The organism is Streptomyces sp. ISL-11, from assembly GCF_018614525.1.
GTDB lineage: Bacteria > Actinomycetota > Actinomycetes > Streptomycetales > Streptomycetaceae > Streptomyces.
The window spans coordinates 1-16,384 of record NZ_JAGGOL010000056.1 but is presented as its reverse complement, the minus strand read 5'-3'; the positions used below and the strand labels follow the sequence as shown (position 1 = coordinate 16,384).

At 72.0% G+C, this 16,384-nt stretch carries 13 protein-coding genes; 9 read left to right on the top strand and 4 right to left on the bottom strand.

Features of this window, described 5'->3' with window-relative positions:
* Positions 1 to 297: 297 nt before the first annotated feature.
* Complete coding sequence (locus J7E86_RS13785) at positions 298 to 1,242, top strand: LysR family transcriptional regulator (RefSeq protein ID WP_215081933.1); 945 nt, start codon at positions 298 to 300, stop codon at positions 1,240 to 1,242.
* A 135-nt stretch (positions 1,243 to 1,377) separates the two neighbouring features.
* On the opposite strand, the gene J7E86_RS13780 is transcribed toward J7E86_RS13785, so the two are convergent.
* Complete coding sequence (locus J7E86_RS13780) at positions 1,378 to 1,686, bottom strand: WhiB family transcriptional regulator (protein WP_215081932.1); 309 nt, start codon at positions 1,684 to 1,686, stop codon at positions 1,378 to 1,380.
* 448 nt (positions 1,687 to 2,134) lie between these two features.
* Here J7E86_RS13780 and J7E86_RS13775 point away from each other — a divergent pair, with 448 nt between their 5' ends.
* The 4 genes from J7E86_RS13775 to J7E86_RS13760 all read left to right on the top strand — a co-directional run bounded on the left by J7E86_RS13775 (position 2,135) and on the right by J7E86_RS13760 (position 6,595).
* Positions 2,135 to 2,746, top strand: coding sequence for a response regulator transcription factor (locus J7E86_RS13775; protein WP_003948568.1), 612 nt, complete (start codon positions 2,135 to 2,137; stop codon positions 2,744 to 2,746).
* A gap of 370 nt (positions 2,747 to 3,116) precedes the next feature.
* Positions 3,117 to 3,722, top strand: coding sequence for a sigma-70 family RNA polymerase sigma factor (locus tag J7E86_RS13770; RefSeq protein ID WP_215081931.1), 606 nt, complete (start codon positions 3,117 to 3,119; stop codon positions 3,720 to 3,722).
* 132 nt (positions 3,723 to 3,854) lie between these two features.
* Entirely contained in the window at positions 3,855 to 5,357 is a 1,503-nt protein-coding gene (guaB, locus tag J7E86_RS13765; protein ID WP_215081930.1) for an IMP dehydrogenase, read from the top strand.
* A gap of 110 nt (positions 5,358 to 5,467) precedes the next feature.
* A complete protein-coding gene (locus tag J7E86_RS13760; RefSeq protein ID WP_215081929.1) occupies positions 5,468 to 6,595 on the top strand; it encodes a GuaB3 family IMP dehydrogenase-related protein in 1,128 nt (375 codons plus the stop codon).
* A gap of 75 nt (positions 6,596 to 6,670) precedes the next feature.
* On the opposite strand, the gene J7E86_RS13755 is transcribed toward J7E86_RS13760, so the two are convergent.
* On the bottom strand, positions 6,671 to 7,291 hold the full coding sequence (locus J7E86_RS13755; RefSeq protein WP_215081928.1) for a hypothetical protein: 621 nt from the start codon (positions 7,289 to 7,291) through the stop codon (positions 6,671 to 6,673).
* 198 nt (positions 7,292 to 7,489) lie between these two features.
* On the opposite strand from J7E86_RS13755, the gene J7E86_RS13750 reads away from it, so the two are divergent.
* Complete coding sequence (locus J7E86_RS13750; protein WP_215081927.1) at positions 7,490 to 8,644, top strand: rod shape-determining protein; 1,155 nt, start codon at positions 7,490 to 7,492, stop codon at positions 8,642 to 8,644.
* A gap of 106 nt (positions 8,645 to 8,750) precedes the next feature.
* Here the strand turns inward: J7E86_RS13750 and J7E86_RS13745 are convergent, their stop codons facing one another.
* Entirely contained in the window at positions 8,751 to 10,016 is a 1,266-nt protein-coding gene (locus tag J7E86_RS13745) for a nucleotide sugar dehydrogenase (RefSeq protein WP_215081926.1), read from the bottom strand.
* 320 nt (positions 10,017 to 10,336) lie between these two features.
* Between J7E86_RS13745 and J7E86_RS13740 the strand changes: the two genes are divergently transcribed.
* The gene (locus tag J7E86_RS13740; RefSeq protein ID WP_215081925.1) at positions 10,337 to 12,043 is read left to right on the top strand and encodes a glycerol-3-phosphate dehydrogenase/oxidase; all 1,707 of its coding nucleotides are present in this window, start codon (positions 10,337 to 10,339) and stop codon (positions 12,041 to 12,043) included.
* Here the strand turns inward: J7E86_RS13740 and J7E86_RS13735 are convergent.
* Entirely contained in the window at positions 12,040 to 13,320 is a 1,281-nt protein-coding gene (locus tag J7E86_RS13735) for a serine hydrolase (protein ID WP_215081924.1), read from the bottom strand. The genes J7E86_RS13740 and J7E86_RS13735 overlap by 4 nt on opposite strands.
* Positions 13,321 to 13,435: 115 nt before the next feature.
* On the opposite strand from J7E86_RS13735, the gene J7E86_RS13730 reads away from it, so the two are divergent.
* The gene (locus J7E86_RS13730) at positions 13,436 to 15,391 is read left to right on the top strand and encodes a serine/threonine-protein kinase (protein WP_215081923.1); all 1,956 of its coding nucleotides are present in this window, start codon (positions 13,436 to 13,438) and stop codon (positions 15,389 to 15,391) included.
* Between the two features lie 257 nt (positions 15,392 to 15,648).
* Positions 15,649 to 16,384: protein kinase (locus tag J7E86_RS13725; RefSeq protein ID WP_215081922.1), on the top strand; the 736-nt coding region annotated here is incomplete at its 3' end.

Here is a 16,384-nt window from a genome sequence, read left to right as displayed (position 1 = left end):
GGGATGAGGTGGGCGGGGCCGGTGCGGGGCGGCGGGGCCGGGATCACCCGCACGAGATGTTCTTTCCCCGACCCGCCCCTTCCCGTAACCGGGGGCAAGCCCCCGGCCCCCGGTGGCCTCAAACGCCGGCCGGGCTGAAAAACCAGCCCGTCTGGGGGCACCTCCCAGCGGTAGCTGGGGGAGTTTGAGGACCGGGGTCCGGGGCGGAGCCCCGGTTCGGGAAGGGGCGGGTAGGGGAAAGCCAAAGTCGTTGGCCCACATTTCCGGCAAGGCCCAAGCACCGCTTATGCTCAAAACATGATCGAGGCCCGTCACCTCCGCGTGCTCCGCGCCGTCTCCACCACCGGCTCCTTCTCCGCCGCCGCCCGCGAGCTCGGTTGTACCCAGCCCGCCGTCAGCCAGCAGATGAAGGCTCTGGAGCAGTCCACCGGCACGCCGCTGCTGATCCGTACGGGCCGCGAGATGCGCCTCACCCAGGCCGGCGAGGCCCTGGTGCGGCACGCCTCCGGGATCCTGGCGGGGCTGACCGCCGCCGAGGAGGAGGTCGCGGCGATCGCCGGGCTGCGGGCGGGGCGGGTGCGGATGGTGTCCTTCCCCAGCGGCAGTTCCACGCTGGTTCCCGGCGCCCTCGCGGCGATGCGTTCCGCGCACCCGGGGACGCGGGTGTCCCTGGTGGAGGCCGAGCCGCCGCGGTCGGTGGAGATGCTGCGCGACGGCGACTGCGAGATCGCGCTGGCCTTCCGCTACCCCGAGGTGCGCGGCTCGGACCCGGCCGTCGTCCCGGTGGGCGTGCCCGCGGTGCCGGAAGGGGTGTGGGGGAGCGACGACCTGGTCGTACGGCCGCTGCTGACCGACCGGCTCATCGGCGTGGTGCCCGAGGGGCACCGGCTGGCCGGGGCGGAGCGGATCGGGATGACCGAGCTGGCCGGCGAATCGTGGATCGCGGGCTGCCCGCGGTGCCGGCGGCATCTGGTCGAGATGTGCGAGAACGCGGGCTTCACCCCGCGGATCGACTTCGCCACCGATGACTACCCGTCGGTGTTCGGGCTGGTCGGGGCCGGACTCGGGGTCGCGGTGATGCCCGAGCTGGCGCTGGAGTCCGTACGCCCCAAGGGCGCCCGGATCGTGCCCGTCGAGCCCGTGGTGCACCGGGAGATCGTGGCTCTCACCCTGCCGGACCTGGCCCGGGTGCCGGCCGTGGCGGCGATGCTGGACCACCTCGCGGCGGCGGCCACGCGCTAGCGGCGGCGCTCCGGCCCTCGCTCCGGCCATGGGCGTCGTGGGACGCCGGAGCCGCGACGGGATGCCGTGCCGCTGCCGGGGGTTCTCCCTCCGGCGGGCGCTGGAACGTTTCCGCGCCCGGTTCCGCCGGAGGCGCTAAGCGTTCGCGCTCACCGCGATGACCCGGTGTCGCGCGCGGCCCATCAGCTCCTCGCGCTCGTCCTCGGTCAGGCCGCCCCACACGCCGTAGGGCTCCCGTACGGCCAGCGCGTGGGCCGCGCACTCGGCGCGTACCGGGCAGCGCATGCACACCTCCTTCGCCGATGCCTCGCGGGCGCTGCGGGCGGCACCGCGTTCGCCCTCGGGATGGAAGAACAGGGAGCTGTCGACCCCGCGGCAGGCGGCCAGGAGCTGCCAGTCCCACAGGTCGGCGTTGGGGCCGGGAAGTCGGGAGAAATCTGCCATTGCTATCCCCTCGAAGCGATCCGCCGGAGCGTCCGCCGGAGAACCGGCGGGGATGACCCGGCGCGAGCGATCTGATGCGGACGCACTACCTCTGCCCACACCCGCCAAGGACGCGGATGTAAATATGACTGATTGCGAATCTAGTCATAGACGGCAGCAAATGGGAAGAAAGACTGCGCTGCATGGGCAAATGGGGCACAGCTTGTGCGCCGGGAAGGGCGCCCCCAATGCGCCCTGCTCCGTGTCCGGGCCCTCACGTAGAGTGCCGAAGGTGGCCGACCGAGCCCGTAACTCTTTCGGGTGACCGTCGTTGAGAGGGCGGAGGCGGTTGACGGATGAAGCAGTCGGGCAGATGTCCGAACTCGCCGGAGAGTCGTCGATCGCACAGGTGACGATCAGTACCAGCCTGGAGGCTCAAGGTGACGCGCATCAGCTGCGGAGGACGGTCATGACATCCGTCCTCGTCTGCGACGATTCCCCGCTTGCCCGAGAGGCGCTCCGCCGCGCGGTGGCGACCGTGCCCGGCGTCGAGCGTGTGACGACGGCGGCCAACGGCGAGGAAGTCCTCCGCCGCTGGGGCGCCGATCGTTCGGACCTCATTCTGATGGACGTACGGATGCCCGGGCTCGGCGGTGTGGAGACGGTGCGCCGGCTGCTCTCCGCGGACCCCGGCGCCCGCATCATCATGCTCACGGTCGCCGAGGACCTCGACGGTGTCGCGCTCGCGGTCGCCGCCGGGGCGCGGGGCTATCTGCACAAGGACGCCTCGCGCGCCGAGCTGCGGGCCACCGTGACGCAGGCGCTCGCGGACCCGACGTGGCGGCTCGCGCCGCGACGGCTGCGCTCGGCGGAGATGGGCGCGGCGCCCACGCTCACCGCGCGGGAGATCCAAGTCCTCGAAGGAATGAGTCACGGCCGCTCCAACGCGGAGATCGGCCGGGAGCTGTTCCTCTCCGAGGACACGGTCAAGACCCACGCCCGACGCCTGTTCAAGAAGTTGGGGGCGTCGGACCGGGCCCACGCCGTGGCCCTCGGATTCCGCTGGGGCCTGGTCCGCTGAGCCCGGCGTGGCGCGCAGCGTCGTGAGGTCACGGTGCGCGCCGCCCGGGCAGGCAGCGCCCGCCCTGACCTCACCGCGTCGGCGTCCGACGCCGAAACTCCGACGGATGCCGCATCCTTGAGGGTGTGACCCTTCCCCGGCGGAGGCCGAGTCTTCTCACTCGGCCGGACGAGACCTCATGACGGATGAGCCATGCCCGGAGCCGCACGGCACGGGCACAAGCTATCGGTGGAGTCGTGAGGGCCGGGGCGGGTATACCCGAAAGGGGGAGACGCGAGACGTGGGTACGAGGACACCGGCGCGTAACGGTTCGACGCACGACTTCGAAGGCGGTGCCGTGGATCGCATGGCGTCAAGGCACCATGGACCGATGCGCGACGACGACACGACGAGGTCCCCGGCGGCCCCCGCCGCCCCGGGCGAGATCGGCGCACTCGTCACCCGTGCCGTGGAGGGGGACCGGCGGGCCACCCACGACCTGCTCGCCCTGGTGCACCCCCTCGCGCTGCGGTACTGCCGCACCCGGCTCTCCCGGCTCCCGGGGGACGCCCGCCACTTCGTGGACGACCTCGCTCAGGAGGTCTGCCTCGCCGTGCTGTGCGCCCTGCCGCGCTACCGCGACACCGGGCGGCCCTTCGAGGCGTTCGTCGTGGCCATCGCCGCGCACAAGGTCGCCGATCTCCAGCGCGCCGCCATGCGGCACCCGGGCAGCACGGCCGTCCCCTCGGACGAGATGCCGGAGCAGCCCGACGACTCGCTGGGGCCGGAGGAACGGGCGCTGCTCAGCAGCGACGCGGAGTGGGCCAAGAAGCTGCTGGCCAACCTCCCGGAGAACCAGCGCGAGCTGGTGCTGCTGCGCGTGGCGATCGGCATGACGGCCGAGGAGACGGGCCAGATGCTGGGCATGTCGCCGGGCGCGGTGCGGGTCGCCCAGCACCGTGCGCTCAGCCGGCTGCGGGCCCTGGCGGAGCAGTGACGACGAGCGGGAGCGGCGGTCGATTGGTGCGAATCTCCAAGTGATGCGGGACTCAGCGGTCGTGGAATGGGACACGTGTTGCGGCCGTTAGCATGGGAGTCCGCGCTGGGGCAAGACCATTGGGAAGGTGTCATGACTGACAACGTCGACGGAATGCCCGGGAAATTCGCGATGCTGGGTCTGACATACGACGACGTCCTGCTGCTGCCGGGCGCCTCCGAGGTCCTGCCGAACGGCGTCGACACCTCCTCCCGGGTCTCGCGCAACGTCCGGGTGAACATCCCGCTGCTGTCGGCGGCGATGGACAAGGTCACCGAGGCGCGCATGGCCATCGCCATGGCCCGTCAGGGCGGCGCGGGCGTGCTGCACCGCAATCTCTCCATCGAGGACCAGGCCAACCAGGTCGACCTGGTCAAGCGCTCCGAGTCGGGCATGGTCACCGACCCGATCACGGTCCGTCCGGACGCCACGCTCAACGAGGCCGACGCGCTCTGCGCGAAGTTCCGCATCAGCGGCGTGCCGGTCACCGACCCCGCGGGCAAGCTGCTGGGCATCGTCACCAACCGTGACATGGCCTTCGAGCTGGACCGCAGCCGCCAGGTGCGCGAGGTCATGACCCCGATGCCGCTGGTCACGGGCAAGGTCGGGATCTCCGGCGAGGACGCGATCGAGCTGCTGCGCCGGCACAAGATCGAGAAGCTGCCGCTGGTCGACGAGGCGGGTCTCCTCAAGGGCCTCATCACGGTCAAGGACTTCGTCAAGGCCGAGAAGTACCCCAACGCCGCGAAGGACTCCGAGGGCCGGCTGGTCGTCGGTGCCGCCGTGGGCGTCGGCGACGAGGCGTACGAGCGTGCCCAGGCGCTCGTCGAGGCCGGTGCGGACTTCCTGGTCATCGACAGCGCCCACGGCCACAGCCGCGGCATCCTCGACATGATCGCCAAGGTCAAGTCCAATATCAACGTCGATGTCGTCGGCGGCAACGTCGCCACCCGCGACGGCGCCCAGGCGCTGATCGACGCGGGCGTGGACGGCGTCAAGGTCGGCGTCGGCCCCGGCTCGATCTGCACCACCCGCGTCGTCGCCGGCATCGGCGTCCCGCAGGTCACCGCGATCTACGAGGCCGCCCGCGCCTGCCACGCGGCCGGTGTGCCGCTGATCGGCGACGGCGGCCTGCAGTACTCCGGCGACATCGCCAAGGCGATCGCCGCCGGTGCCGACACGGTGATGCTCGGCTCGCTGCTCGCGGGCTGCGAGGAGTCGCCGGGCGAGATGGTCTTCATCAACGGCAAGCAGTTCAAGTCCTACCGGGGCATGGGCTCGCTGGGCGCGATGCAGTCGCGCGGCCAGGCCCGTTCGTACTCCAAGGACCGCTACTTCCAGGACAACGTCCTCTCCGAGGACAAGCTCGTCCCCGAGGGCATCGAGGGCCAGGTCCCCTACCGCGGCCCGCTGTCCTCCGTCGCCCACCAGCTCATCGGCGGCCTGCGCGCCTCCATGGGCTACGTCGGCTCGGCGAACGTCCAGGAGCTCAAGGACAAGGGCACCTTCGTCCGCATCACGTCCGCGGGCCTGAAGGAGAGCCACCCGCACGACATCCAGATGACCACCGAGGCACCGAACTACTCCCGCCGGTAGTAGTCCGCGTTTCCATGGAGCCCGCGACCGTGACGGCCGCGGGCTCCGCCGCGTCGGGGATACTGGATGGCGGCAGACTGGAGCGCCGAGGAAATTGAAAGGCCACACACGTGACTGAGATCGAGATCGGGCGCGGCAAGCGCGGCCGCCGGGCGTACGCATTCGACGACATCGCCGTCGTCCCGAGTCGCCGTACCCGCGACCCGAAGGAGGTCTCGATCGCCTGGCAGATCGACGCCTACCGCTTCGAGCTGCCGTTCCTGGCGGCCCCGATGGACTCCGTGGTCTCGCCCGAGACCGCCATCCGCATCGGTGAGCTGGGCGGCCTGGGTGTGCTGAACCTCGAGGGTCTGTGGACCCGCTACGAGGACCCGGAACCGCTGCTCGCGGAGATCGCCGAGCTGGACGGGAGCGCTGCCACCAAGCGCCTCCAGGAGATCTACGAGGCTCCGATCAAGGAGGAGCTGATCGGGCAGCGCATCAAGGAGATCCGCGACTCCGGTGTCGTGACCGCCGCCGCGCTCTCCCCGCAGCGCACCGCGGAGTTCTCCAAGGCCGTCGTGGACGCCGGCGTCGACATCTTCGTGATCCGCGGCACCACCGTCTCCGCCGAGCACGTCTCCGGCGCGGCCGAGCCGCTGAACCTCAAGCAGTTCATCTACGAGCTCGACGTGCCGGTCATCGTCGGCGGCTGCGCGACCTACACGGCCGCCCTGCACCTGATGCGCACCGGCGCGGCGGGCGTCCTCGTCGGCTTCGGCGGCGGCGCCGCCCACACCACCCGTAACGTCCTGGGCATCCAGGTCCCGATGGCGACCGCGGTAGCCGACGTGGCCGCCGCCCGCCGGGATTATATGGACGAGTCCGGCGGCCGCTACGTCCACGTCATCGCCGACGGCGGCGTGGGCTGGTCCGGCGACCTGCCGAAGGCCATCGCCTGCGGCGCGGACGCCGTGATGATGGGCTCGCCGCTCGCCCGCGCCACCGACGCGCCGGGGCGCGGCTTCCACTGGGGCATGGAGGCCGTCCACGAGGACGTGCCGCGCGGCAAGCGCATGAACCTGGGCACGGTCGGCTCCACCGAGGAGATCCTCACCGGTCCCTCGCACATCCCCGACGGGTCGATGAACATGTTCGGCGCGCTGCGCCGGGCCATGGCCACCACGGGCTACAGCGACCTCAAGGAGTTCCAGCGGGTCGAGGTGACGGTCGCGCCGTCGCAGCACGACAACCGCTGAGCCACCGGCTGGCGCGAAGGGCCCGGACCGCATCGGCGGTCCGGGCCCTTCGGCGTGCGGTGCGGTGCCGGCGCGTCAGCCGGCGAGCTTGCGGGCGGCGCTGACGGCACCCGCGGCGCCGAGGATGAAGAAGACCGCGTCGATCGGCTCCAGGTACTCCTTCCACGCCTCGTTCAGGTCGGCGAAGTGGTCGAAGAACACCTCGGTGACCGGTATGCGGGCGAGGTCGCTCAGCTCCAGGGCGATGCCGAAGATCTGGCCGAGGTAGACGCCGAGCAGGCCGAGCAGCGCGCCGATGACGGGCATGGCGGGGTTACGGCCGCCGAACTTGCCCATGGCCGCGCCGATCAGGGCACCGGTGCCGATGGCGAGGTAGCCGATCTGGCCGCCGTCCGACGCCTTGAGGATGCCGCCGTAGATCGCGGCGCCGACCAGCATGGCCACCACGCCGAGACCGACGGCGAGACCCGCGTTGCCCTGGCGGACCGGGGCGGGCGGGGGCGGGTAGCCGCCGGGCGCGCCGTACGGGGGCTGCTGGGGCTGCTGCCCGTAGGCGAAGGGCTGGGGCTGCTGGGGGTGGGGCGGCTGCTGGCCGTAGGGGTTCGGCTGCGGGGGCTGCTGGCCGTACGGGTTCGGCTGCGGGGGCTGCTGGCCGTACGGGTTCGGCTGCTGCGGCTGCTGCCAGGGCTGGCTCATGTCTGGGATCCCCCGATGAAATGATCAATAAGGATTACGGTGTGCTGCGAATGCGGCGAGCGGCGCGGACCGCGTTTACCTACTCAGCGTCAAGCGTCGGCCAAAGTTAGCAGCTGAGTCCGGCATTGTGTCACTGACAGCGAGCACACCGCTGTGAATTCCGCATAAGGGTTCGACCGTAAGGAATAATGGCAACTTATGGCGCAAAGCAAGTCGTTCAGTGGCAGGGACATGGGGATCGACCTCGGCACGGCGAACACGCTGGTGTACGTGCGGGGCAAGGGGGTGGTGCTCAATGAACCATCGGTTGTCGCCGTCAACGCCGTGGACGGCAGCGTGCTGTCGGTCGGCACCGAGGCCAAGGAGACCATCGGGCGCACTCCTTCGAGCATTGTCGCCGTCCGCCCGCTGCGCGACGGCGTCATAGCCGACTTCGAGATAGCCGAGCGCATGATGCGCCACTTCATCAAGAAGGTCGTCGGCAACCGTCTTTTCTTCCGTCCGCGCGTCGTGGTGTGCGTGCCGTCGGGCATCACGGGCGTCGAGCGGCGTGCGGTCATCGAGGCCGCGTCGCAGGCCGGGGCCCGTCAGGTGCACCTGATCGAGGAGCCCATGGCGGCGGCGATCGGCGCCGGACTGCCCGTCAGCGAGCCGACCGGCTGCATGGTCGTCGACATCGGCGGCGGCACCACCGAGGTCGCCGTGATCTCCCTGGGCGGCATCGTCACGGCGCGCTCGGTGCGGACCGCCGGTGACGCGATGGACGCGGCGATCACCTCCTACGTGAAGAAGAAGTTCGCACTCGCGATTGGCGAACGCACGGCGGAGGAGATCAAGATGAGCATCGGCTCGGCCTCCCCCACGGGCTCGTGGACCGCGGCCGGGCTCGCCTCGCTCGCCAAGCAGCTGGAGAAGAACGACGGCTTGGAGGAGGTCGGCGGCGACCCGGAGGAGACCCAGGGGCTGCTGCCGCCCGACCGCTTCACCATTCGCGGTCGCGACCAGGTCAGCGGACTGCCCAAGACGCTGGAGCTGACGGCCGACGAGATCCGGCACGCCCTGACCGAGCCGGTCGACGCCATCGTCATGGCGGTGCGTCAGACCCTCGACGAGACGCCGCCGGAGCTGGCGGGCGACATCATGGACCGCGGCATCGTCCTCACCGGCGGCGGCGCGCTGCTGCGCGGTCTGGACATCCGGCTGAGCCGGGAGCTCGACATCCCGGTGATCGTCGCGGACGACCCGCTGGACTGCGTGGCCGTCGGCACGGGCCGCTGCATCGAGGACTTCGCCGCCCTGCGGACGGTCCTGGACGCCCAGCCGAACAGGCTGCTGGGCGCGGGGCGGCTGTAACGCCGGGCTGTGCTGTGACGGCCGGACTGTGCTTCAGCGGCCGGTCCGCGCCGTGACGGCCGGGCTGTGCTTCAACGGCCGGTCCGCGCCGTAGCGGCCGGCCCGCTCAGAGCCGGTGCGCGGCACCCGCGGGCGTCGCCCCGCGGGTGTCCAGCAGCAGCTGCGCCTTGACCGTCAGCCCCTGGAGGTCGTACGTGCGGTGGTGCTGGAGCAGCACCGTCAGGTCGGCCTCGGCCGCGGACTCGTAGAGGCACTCCGCGCGCGGCACCGGCCGGCCCAGGACGCTCCACTGCGGCACGTACGGGTCGTGGTAGCTGATCTGGGCACCCAGCTCCATCAGCCGGGAGGCGATCTCCCGGGCGGGGGAGCCCTCCTCGTCGCCGGTGTCGGCCTTGTAGCCGACGCCCAGCAGCAGGACGCGGGCGCCGCGCGCGGACTTGCCGTACTCGTTCAGCAGCGCGGCGCAGCGCTGGGTCACATAGCGCGGCATCCGCCCGTTGACCTCCTGCGCCAGCTCCACCATGCGCAGCGGGTAGCCGAGGCTGCGGCCCTTGTAGGAGAGGTAATTGGGGTCCACGGGCACCCCGTGGCCGCCGACCCCGGGCCCCGGGCGGAACGCCTGGAAGCCGAACGGCTTGGTCTCCGCGCAGCGCACGACGTCCCACAGGTCGACGCCGATGTCGTGGCAGAAGACGGCCATCTCGTTGGCGAGCGCGATGTTGACGTGCCGGTAGTTGGACTCCAGGACCCGTACCGCCTCCGCCTCGCGCGGCCCCCGGGCGCGCACGACCTTCTCGCAGATCCGCCCGTAGAAGGCGGCGGCGGCCTCCGTGCAGGCCGGGGTGAGGCCGCCGATGACCTTGGGGATGGTGGCGTAGCCGTGCTGCCGGTCGCCGGGGTCGACCCGGCTGGGGGAGTAGGCGAGGTGGAAGTCGGCCCCGGCGCGCAGCCCCGAGCCGGCCTCCAGGAGGGGGCCCAGGAATTCCTCCGTGGTCCCGGGGTAGACGGCCGACTCCAACAGCACAGTGGTGTGCGGGCGCAGCCGGCCCGCGAGCGCGCGCGCCGCCCCCGCGACGGCGTGCAGGTCCAGGGCGCGGTCCTCGCCCAACCGGGTGGGGGCGCAGATGACAGCCGTACGGACCCTGCCGAGTTCGGCGTCCGCGGTCGTGGGGCGGAAGCCCGCGGAGAGCATGCGGCGGATGTCGGCGGCGGTCAGACCGGTGCCCTCGGCGGGCAGCCGGCCGGCGCGGAGCTCGGCGACGGCGTACGGGTCGGGGTCGTAGCCGATGGTGTCGATGCCGGCGGCGGTGGCGGCCTGGGCGAGGGGGAGGCCGAGCCGGCCGAGTCCGATGACGGCGAGATCTGCGGGCATGGCGTGCCGGTCCTTCCCGGAGGGCCGATCCCTGGACGAGGTACGGGGCGCGTCCTCATGAGGCCGAGGCCGACCGCGATCGGTGTCGACACGCGTCCGGATCGATGCCCATGAGGTCGAGTTAGTTCAGGTTAAGCGGATATATGACTGATATTCGGGATATTCGGGTTTTGCTGCGGCGTGGCTCGCGCTCCCGCGTCCCCGGCACGGCCAAAGTGACCGATCTGGGGCAGCATCGAGGGAGAGCGTGTGCCCGCTTCGCGGGACGGCAAGGCATCGGCAGCGAGCGCGGCGGCAACAGCGGCAAGCGGGAGGCAGCGGTGAGGACAGCGACACTCGGGCCGGTCGAGCGCGGCGAGGCGCTCGCCCGGATGGCGGAGCGGGAACTGGACATCCTGGTGGTCGGCGCCGGCGTCGTCGGCGCGGGCACCGCGCTCGACGCGGCCACCCGCGGGCTCGCCACCGGGCTCGTCGAGGCGCGGGACTGGGCCGCCGGCACCTCCAGCCGGTCCAGCAAGCTCATCCACGGCGGCCTGCGCTATCTGGAGATGCTGGACTTCGCGCTCGTGCGCGAGGCGCTCAAGGAGCGCGGGCTGCTGCTGGAGCGCCTCGCACCGCACCTGGTCAAGCCCGTCCCCTTCCTCTACCCGCTCCAGCACCGCGGCTGGGAGCGCCTCTACGCGGGCTCGGGCGTCGCGCTCTACGACGCCATGTCCGTCTCCTCCGGCCACGGGCGCGGCCTGCCCACCCACCGCCACCTCACCCGCAAGCGCGCGCTGCGCGTCGCGCCCTGCCTGAAGAAGGACGCCCTGATCGGCGCCCTCCAGTACTACGACGCCCAGATGGACGACGCGCGCTACGTCACCACCCTCGTCCGCACGGCCGCCGCCTACGGAGCCGCGGCCGCCAACCGGGCGCGCGTGGTCGGCTTCCTGCGCGAGGGCGAGCGGGTGGTCGGCGCCCGGGTCCAGGACCTGGAACAAGGGGGCGAGTTCGAGATCCGCGCCCGGCAGATCGTCAACGCCACGGGTGTGTGGACCGACGACACCCAGAAGCTCATCGCCGAGCGCGGCCAGTTCCACGTACGGGCGTCCAAGGGCATCCACCTGGTCGTGCCCAAGGACCGCATCCACTCCACCACCGGGCTGATCCTGCGCACCGAGAAGAGCGTCCTGTTCGTGATCCCCTGGGGCCGGCACTGGATCATCGGCACCACGGACACCGACTGGGACCTGGACAAGGCCCACCCGGCCGCCTCCAGCGCCGACATCGACTATCTGCTGGAGCACGTCAACGCGGTGCTCTCCGTACCGCTGACCCGCGACGACGTGCAGGGCGTGTACGCCGGACTGCGTCCGCTGCTCGCGGGGGAGTCGGACGCGACCAGCAAGCTGTCGCGCGAGCACACCGTGGCGCACCCCGTGCCGGGGCTGGTGGTCGTGGCGGGCGGCAAGTACACGACGTACCGGGTGATGGCCAAGGACGCGGTGGACGAGGCGGTGCACGGCCTGGCCCAGCGGGTCGCGGACTGCGTCACCGAGGACGTGCCGCTGGTGGGCGCCGAGGGCTACAAGGCGCTGTGGAACGGGCGCGCGCAGCTCGCCCAGCGCACGGGCCTGCACGTGGCGCGCGTCGAGCACCTGCTCAACCGCTACGGCTCGATGGTCGACGAGGTGCTGGACCTGGTCGTCGCCGACCCCACCCTGGGCGAGCCCCTCGGCGGCGCGGACGACTATTTGCGGGCGGAGATCGTCTACGGCGCCTCGCACGAGGGGGCGCGCCACCTGGACGACGTCCTCACCCGGCGGACCCGCATCTCGATCGAGACCTTCGACCGGGGCGCCCGCAGCGCCCGGGAGGCCGCCGAGCTGATGGCGCCGGTGCTGGGCTGGAACCAGGCGCAGATCGAGAAGGAGGTCGAGCGCTACGAGAAGCGGGTGGAGGCGGAGCGCGAGTCGCAGCGGCAGCCGGACGACCTGACGGCGGACGCGGCGCGGCTGGGCGCGCCGGACGTGCAGCCGGTCTAGTCGCCGGTGGCGCCGTCGCCGCCGCAGAACTCCGTTCGCAGGAACTCCTTCTCGACGGCGGCCGGGAAGCGGGCGTCGCTGTTGGCGCGGTAGCTGACCAGCCGCCGGCCGTCGGCGGTGCCCAGGGCTTGCACGTACGAGCCGTTGATCTCGCCGTTGTGGCCCCACACCGTGCGGTGGCACGGCAGCCGCACGGGGAACAGGCCCATGCCGTAGCGGCCGTGCGAGGACGCCGTGTCGCGCATGACCCGGAGCAGGGCCGGGGGCAGCAGCGCGCCGCGCAGCAGTGCGCCGATGAAGCGGTTGAGGTCCGGGAGGGTGGTGATCATCTCGCCGGCCGCGCCCGCGGCGGACGGGTTGAGGTCGGTGACGTCGTGTGTGCCGGTGTAGGCGCGGCCGTGGGGGGTGGGGAGGTTGGTGCGCGTGCCGGGGAAGCTGGTGCCTGTGAGGTGCAAGGGAAGGATGACGCGGCGTCGGACCTCTGTGGCGTAGGAGTGGCCGGTGACCTGACGGATGGCCATGCCGAGGAGGACGTAGTCGGTGTTGGAGTAGCGGTAGCGGGTGCCGGGCGGCGCGTACGCGGGGTGGGCGAGGGCGGTACGTACCAGGGTGCCGGGATCGTGGCTCTCGTAGCGGTGTGCGGCGAACCCCTCGCCGAAGAACTCCTGGAAGAAGGCGTCGTCCTCGGTGTAGGAGAACAGGCCGCTGGTGTGGTTGAGGAGTTGACGGACGGTGATACCGGGCTTATCGGGTGTGTCGGTCTCCCCGGCGGCGGGCCGGACGGCTCGGGCGGTGGGGCCGGCGCCTCGGTCCGTCGGGTCGGCGTCTCGGTCCGTGGAGCCGGCGCCTCGGTCCGTGGGGTCGGCGCCTCGGACCGTGGGGCGGAGGAGGGCCGCGGTCGTGGCCGGGAGGTGGTCGGCGACCGGGTCGTCCAGGCCCAGCCGGTGCTCGGCCACGAGTTGGAGCGTAACGGTGGCGATGACCGTCTTGGTGAGGCTGCCGGCACGGAAGTGGTCCGCGAGCTGGATGGGGCGTCCGGTGCGTACGTCCGCGACGCCCGCGGCACGGAAACCGGTCACCCCATGAGCGTCCTGTGACAGCTTCGCCGCGCCGGGAACCGCCCCGCGCGAAACCAGGTCCTGTACTGAGGAGCGGGTCGGCGCACCGTCGGTGCCGCTGCCGCACGCCGTCATGGCCAGGGCCGTGACGGCGCAGGTCAGCCAGGCCAGTGCGGCGGTGGTCGGCGCGCGGCGCGATGGGGCGGTATGCGACGGCATGCGCTCATCATCCACGGGCGCCGCGGACCCTGGCCTTCCGCCGGTCCGCGGATGAGAGACAATGGTGGCTCTGCCAGGGTCGGTTGGTCGCAGAGCTGATTGCCAGAGGGGACGCATGTCGGAGGCGGAGCAGACGCAGGGCACGGCAGGGCGCCTCCTGGCCGGGCGGTACCGCCTCGGGGACGTCCTCGGCCGGGGCGGCATGGGCACGGTCTGGCGGGCGACCGACGAGACCCTGGGCCGTACGGTCGCGGTGAAGGAACTGCGGTTCCCGGCCAATATCGACGAGGACGAAAAGCGTCGTCTCATCACACGGACGCTGCGCGAGGCCAAGGCCATCGCGCGCATCCGCAGCAACGGCGCCGTCACCGTCTACGACGTGGTCCACGAGGACGACCGGCCGTGGATCGTCATGGAGCTCATCGAGGGCCGCTCGCTCGCCGATGCCATCCGCGAGGACGGACCGCTGCAGTGGCGGCGGGCCGCCGAGGTCGGACTGGCCGTGCTCGACGTGCTGGGCGCGGCGCACCGTCAGGGCATCCTGCACCGCGACGTGAAGCCGTCCAACGTGCTCATCGCCGACGACGGCCGGGTGGTCCTCACCGACTTCGGCATCGCCCAGGTCGAGGGCGATCCGTCGGTCACCTCCACGGGCATGCTCGTCGGAGCCCCCTCCTACATATCCCCGGAGCGGGCGCGCGGCCACAAGCCCGGCCCGCCGGCGGACCTGTGGTCGCTGGGCGGCCTGCTGTACGCGGCGGTCGAGGGCGCCCCTCCGTACGACAAGGGTTCGGCCATAGCCACCCTGACCGCCGTGATGACCGAGCCGCTGGGACCGCCGAGGAACGCGGGTCCGCTGGCCGAGGTCATGTACGGACTGCTCGCCAAGGACCCCGAGAAGCGGCTGGACGAGGCGGGGGCGCGGGCCCTGCTGAACGGCGCGGTCAACGCCCCGGACGAGCGCCTGACAGCGGGCCGGACCGCCGCGCGGGACCTGGACGCCACGCAGGCCATCGCCATACCGGTGATCCCGGAGGCGGAGCGGCCCGGTCGGCCGGCGAAGGCGGCCGCGAAGCCCGCGGGACCGTCGAAGCAGTCCCTGAAGTCCTCCCTGAAGCCGTCGTCGAAGTCGCCGCTGACGTCACCGTCGAAGAGGTCCGACGCCTATGGGCCGGCCTCCGCCGCCGGTGACGCGTCCCGCCCGTCGTCGGCCGCGCAGGCCGCCGGGGCCGCGAACCGCGCTCGCCCCTCCGACGCGCCGACCACCGCGCTCGGCCCCAGTCCGCACCGGGTGACCTGGGAGCGGGCATCGGTCATGGAGGTCGTGCCGCGCCGCACCATCGTCATCGTGGCGGTGGTCGTCGTGCTGGCCGTCGTGGGCACCGTGCTCGCCTTCACCCTCGGTGGCGGCGACGAGGACAAGGGGCTCGGCGGTCAGGGCCAGGGCGGCAAGGGCCTCACGTCGGCGGCGGTGTCGATGCCGACGCCCGGCGCCTCGGCCGCCGCCGACGGCAAGCGGGCCGGCGGCAAGAGCGACGGCAGCCGTGACCAGGGCAGCAACGGCGAGGGTGGCGAGGAGAAGAACGACGCCGGAGGGCGCGACGCGGCCTCCTTCTCGCGGGTCGGGAACGACGAGTACCACTTCGCCATCGACATACCCAAGGGCTGGAAGCAGACCGGTACGGCGGGCGAGCACTCCGGCGCGATCTACAGCGCGACGGGCGGCTTCCCCCGCGTCCAGGTCGACTTCGGGCCCGATCCGCAGTCGGACGCCGCCGCCTCCTGGCGCGACGCCGAGTCCGGCGCGAAGCACGGCGGCATGACGAACTACAAGGGCCTCGGCATCAAAGAGGTCCGGGGCTGGGACGGCCACGACTATCCGACCGTCGCGGACTGGGCCTTCGAGCGCGACCAGAACGGCAAGCGCGTGCAGGTCCTCAACCGCGGCTTCAAGGTCGACGCCGGCCACGGCTACGCCATCATGATCACGTGCGAGAAGGGCGCGTGGGACCAGGCGGAGTGCCGGGAACTGCGCGAGACGGCCTTCCGCACGTTCCGTCCGGCGGACTGAGCGGCTTCGCCTTCGTGGCGGGGGATGGTCCTGCCCGCTGGGCGGACTGATGGGACGGAACCGAACGGCACCGGGTGCGACGTACTGGGCCGTAAGGGCCCGAAGCGGCGGGCTCGCCACGTATCGTGAGTCGTCGTGGACCGTGCGCAGCCGTAGAGAGCCGCAAACAGTGCCGTAATGAGCCGTAATGAACAGCGCGATGGCCGGTGTTGACGGTATTCGGGCGCTGGTGTGGATCGCGCGCTTGGGGAGGCGTCGTGGACGACTACGCGGGACGGGTTCTCGCCGACCGCTACCGCCTTCCGCTGCCGCCGTCCGATGTGTTCGAACTCGTCGAGACGCGCGCCTTCGACACCTACAGCGGACAGGAAGTCCTCGTCCGTCAGATTCCCCTGCCGGAGGTCGTCGACGCCGAGGTCGTCGGTGAGGAGGACGCGCGGGGCGCCGGTGCCGGAGTGTTCGCGGGGGGCGCCGCGCGCGAACCGGGCGACCCGGCGATGGGCCGTGCCCTGGCCGCCGCGAGCGCGGCCGCGCGGATCCCCGACCACCCCCGGCTCGACCAGGTCTTCCACGTCTTCGCCGAGGGCGGCAGCCTGTGGATCGTCAGCGAACTGGTCTCGGCCCGCCCGCTCGCCGCGCTCCTGACGGAGCGGACGCTCTCGCCGCACCGCGCCGCCGAGGTGGCGGCCGACGTCCTCACCGCGCTCCGGGCCCTCCACTCCCAGGGCTGGACCCACCGCAACATCACCACCCGGACCGTTCTCATCTGCGACGACGGCCGCGCCATACTGACCGGCCTGGCGGCGGGCGCCGCCGAGGAAGCGCTGTGCGGCTACGACCCCGTCCCGCCGGCCGGCGCCTCTTCGGGCGCTCCCGGGGCGAGCGTGCCGGGACAGCGGACCGCGAGCGGGACGGCCGGCGGGGGGCCGGGCCGTGGCCATGCGGCCGGGAGCGGGGGCGGGCCACCGGCGGGTGGCACCGGCCGGACCGGCG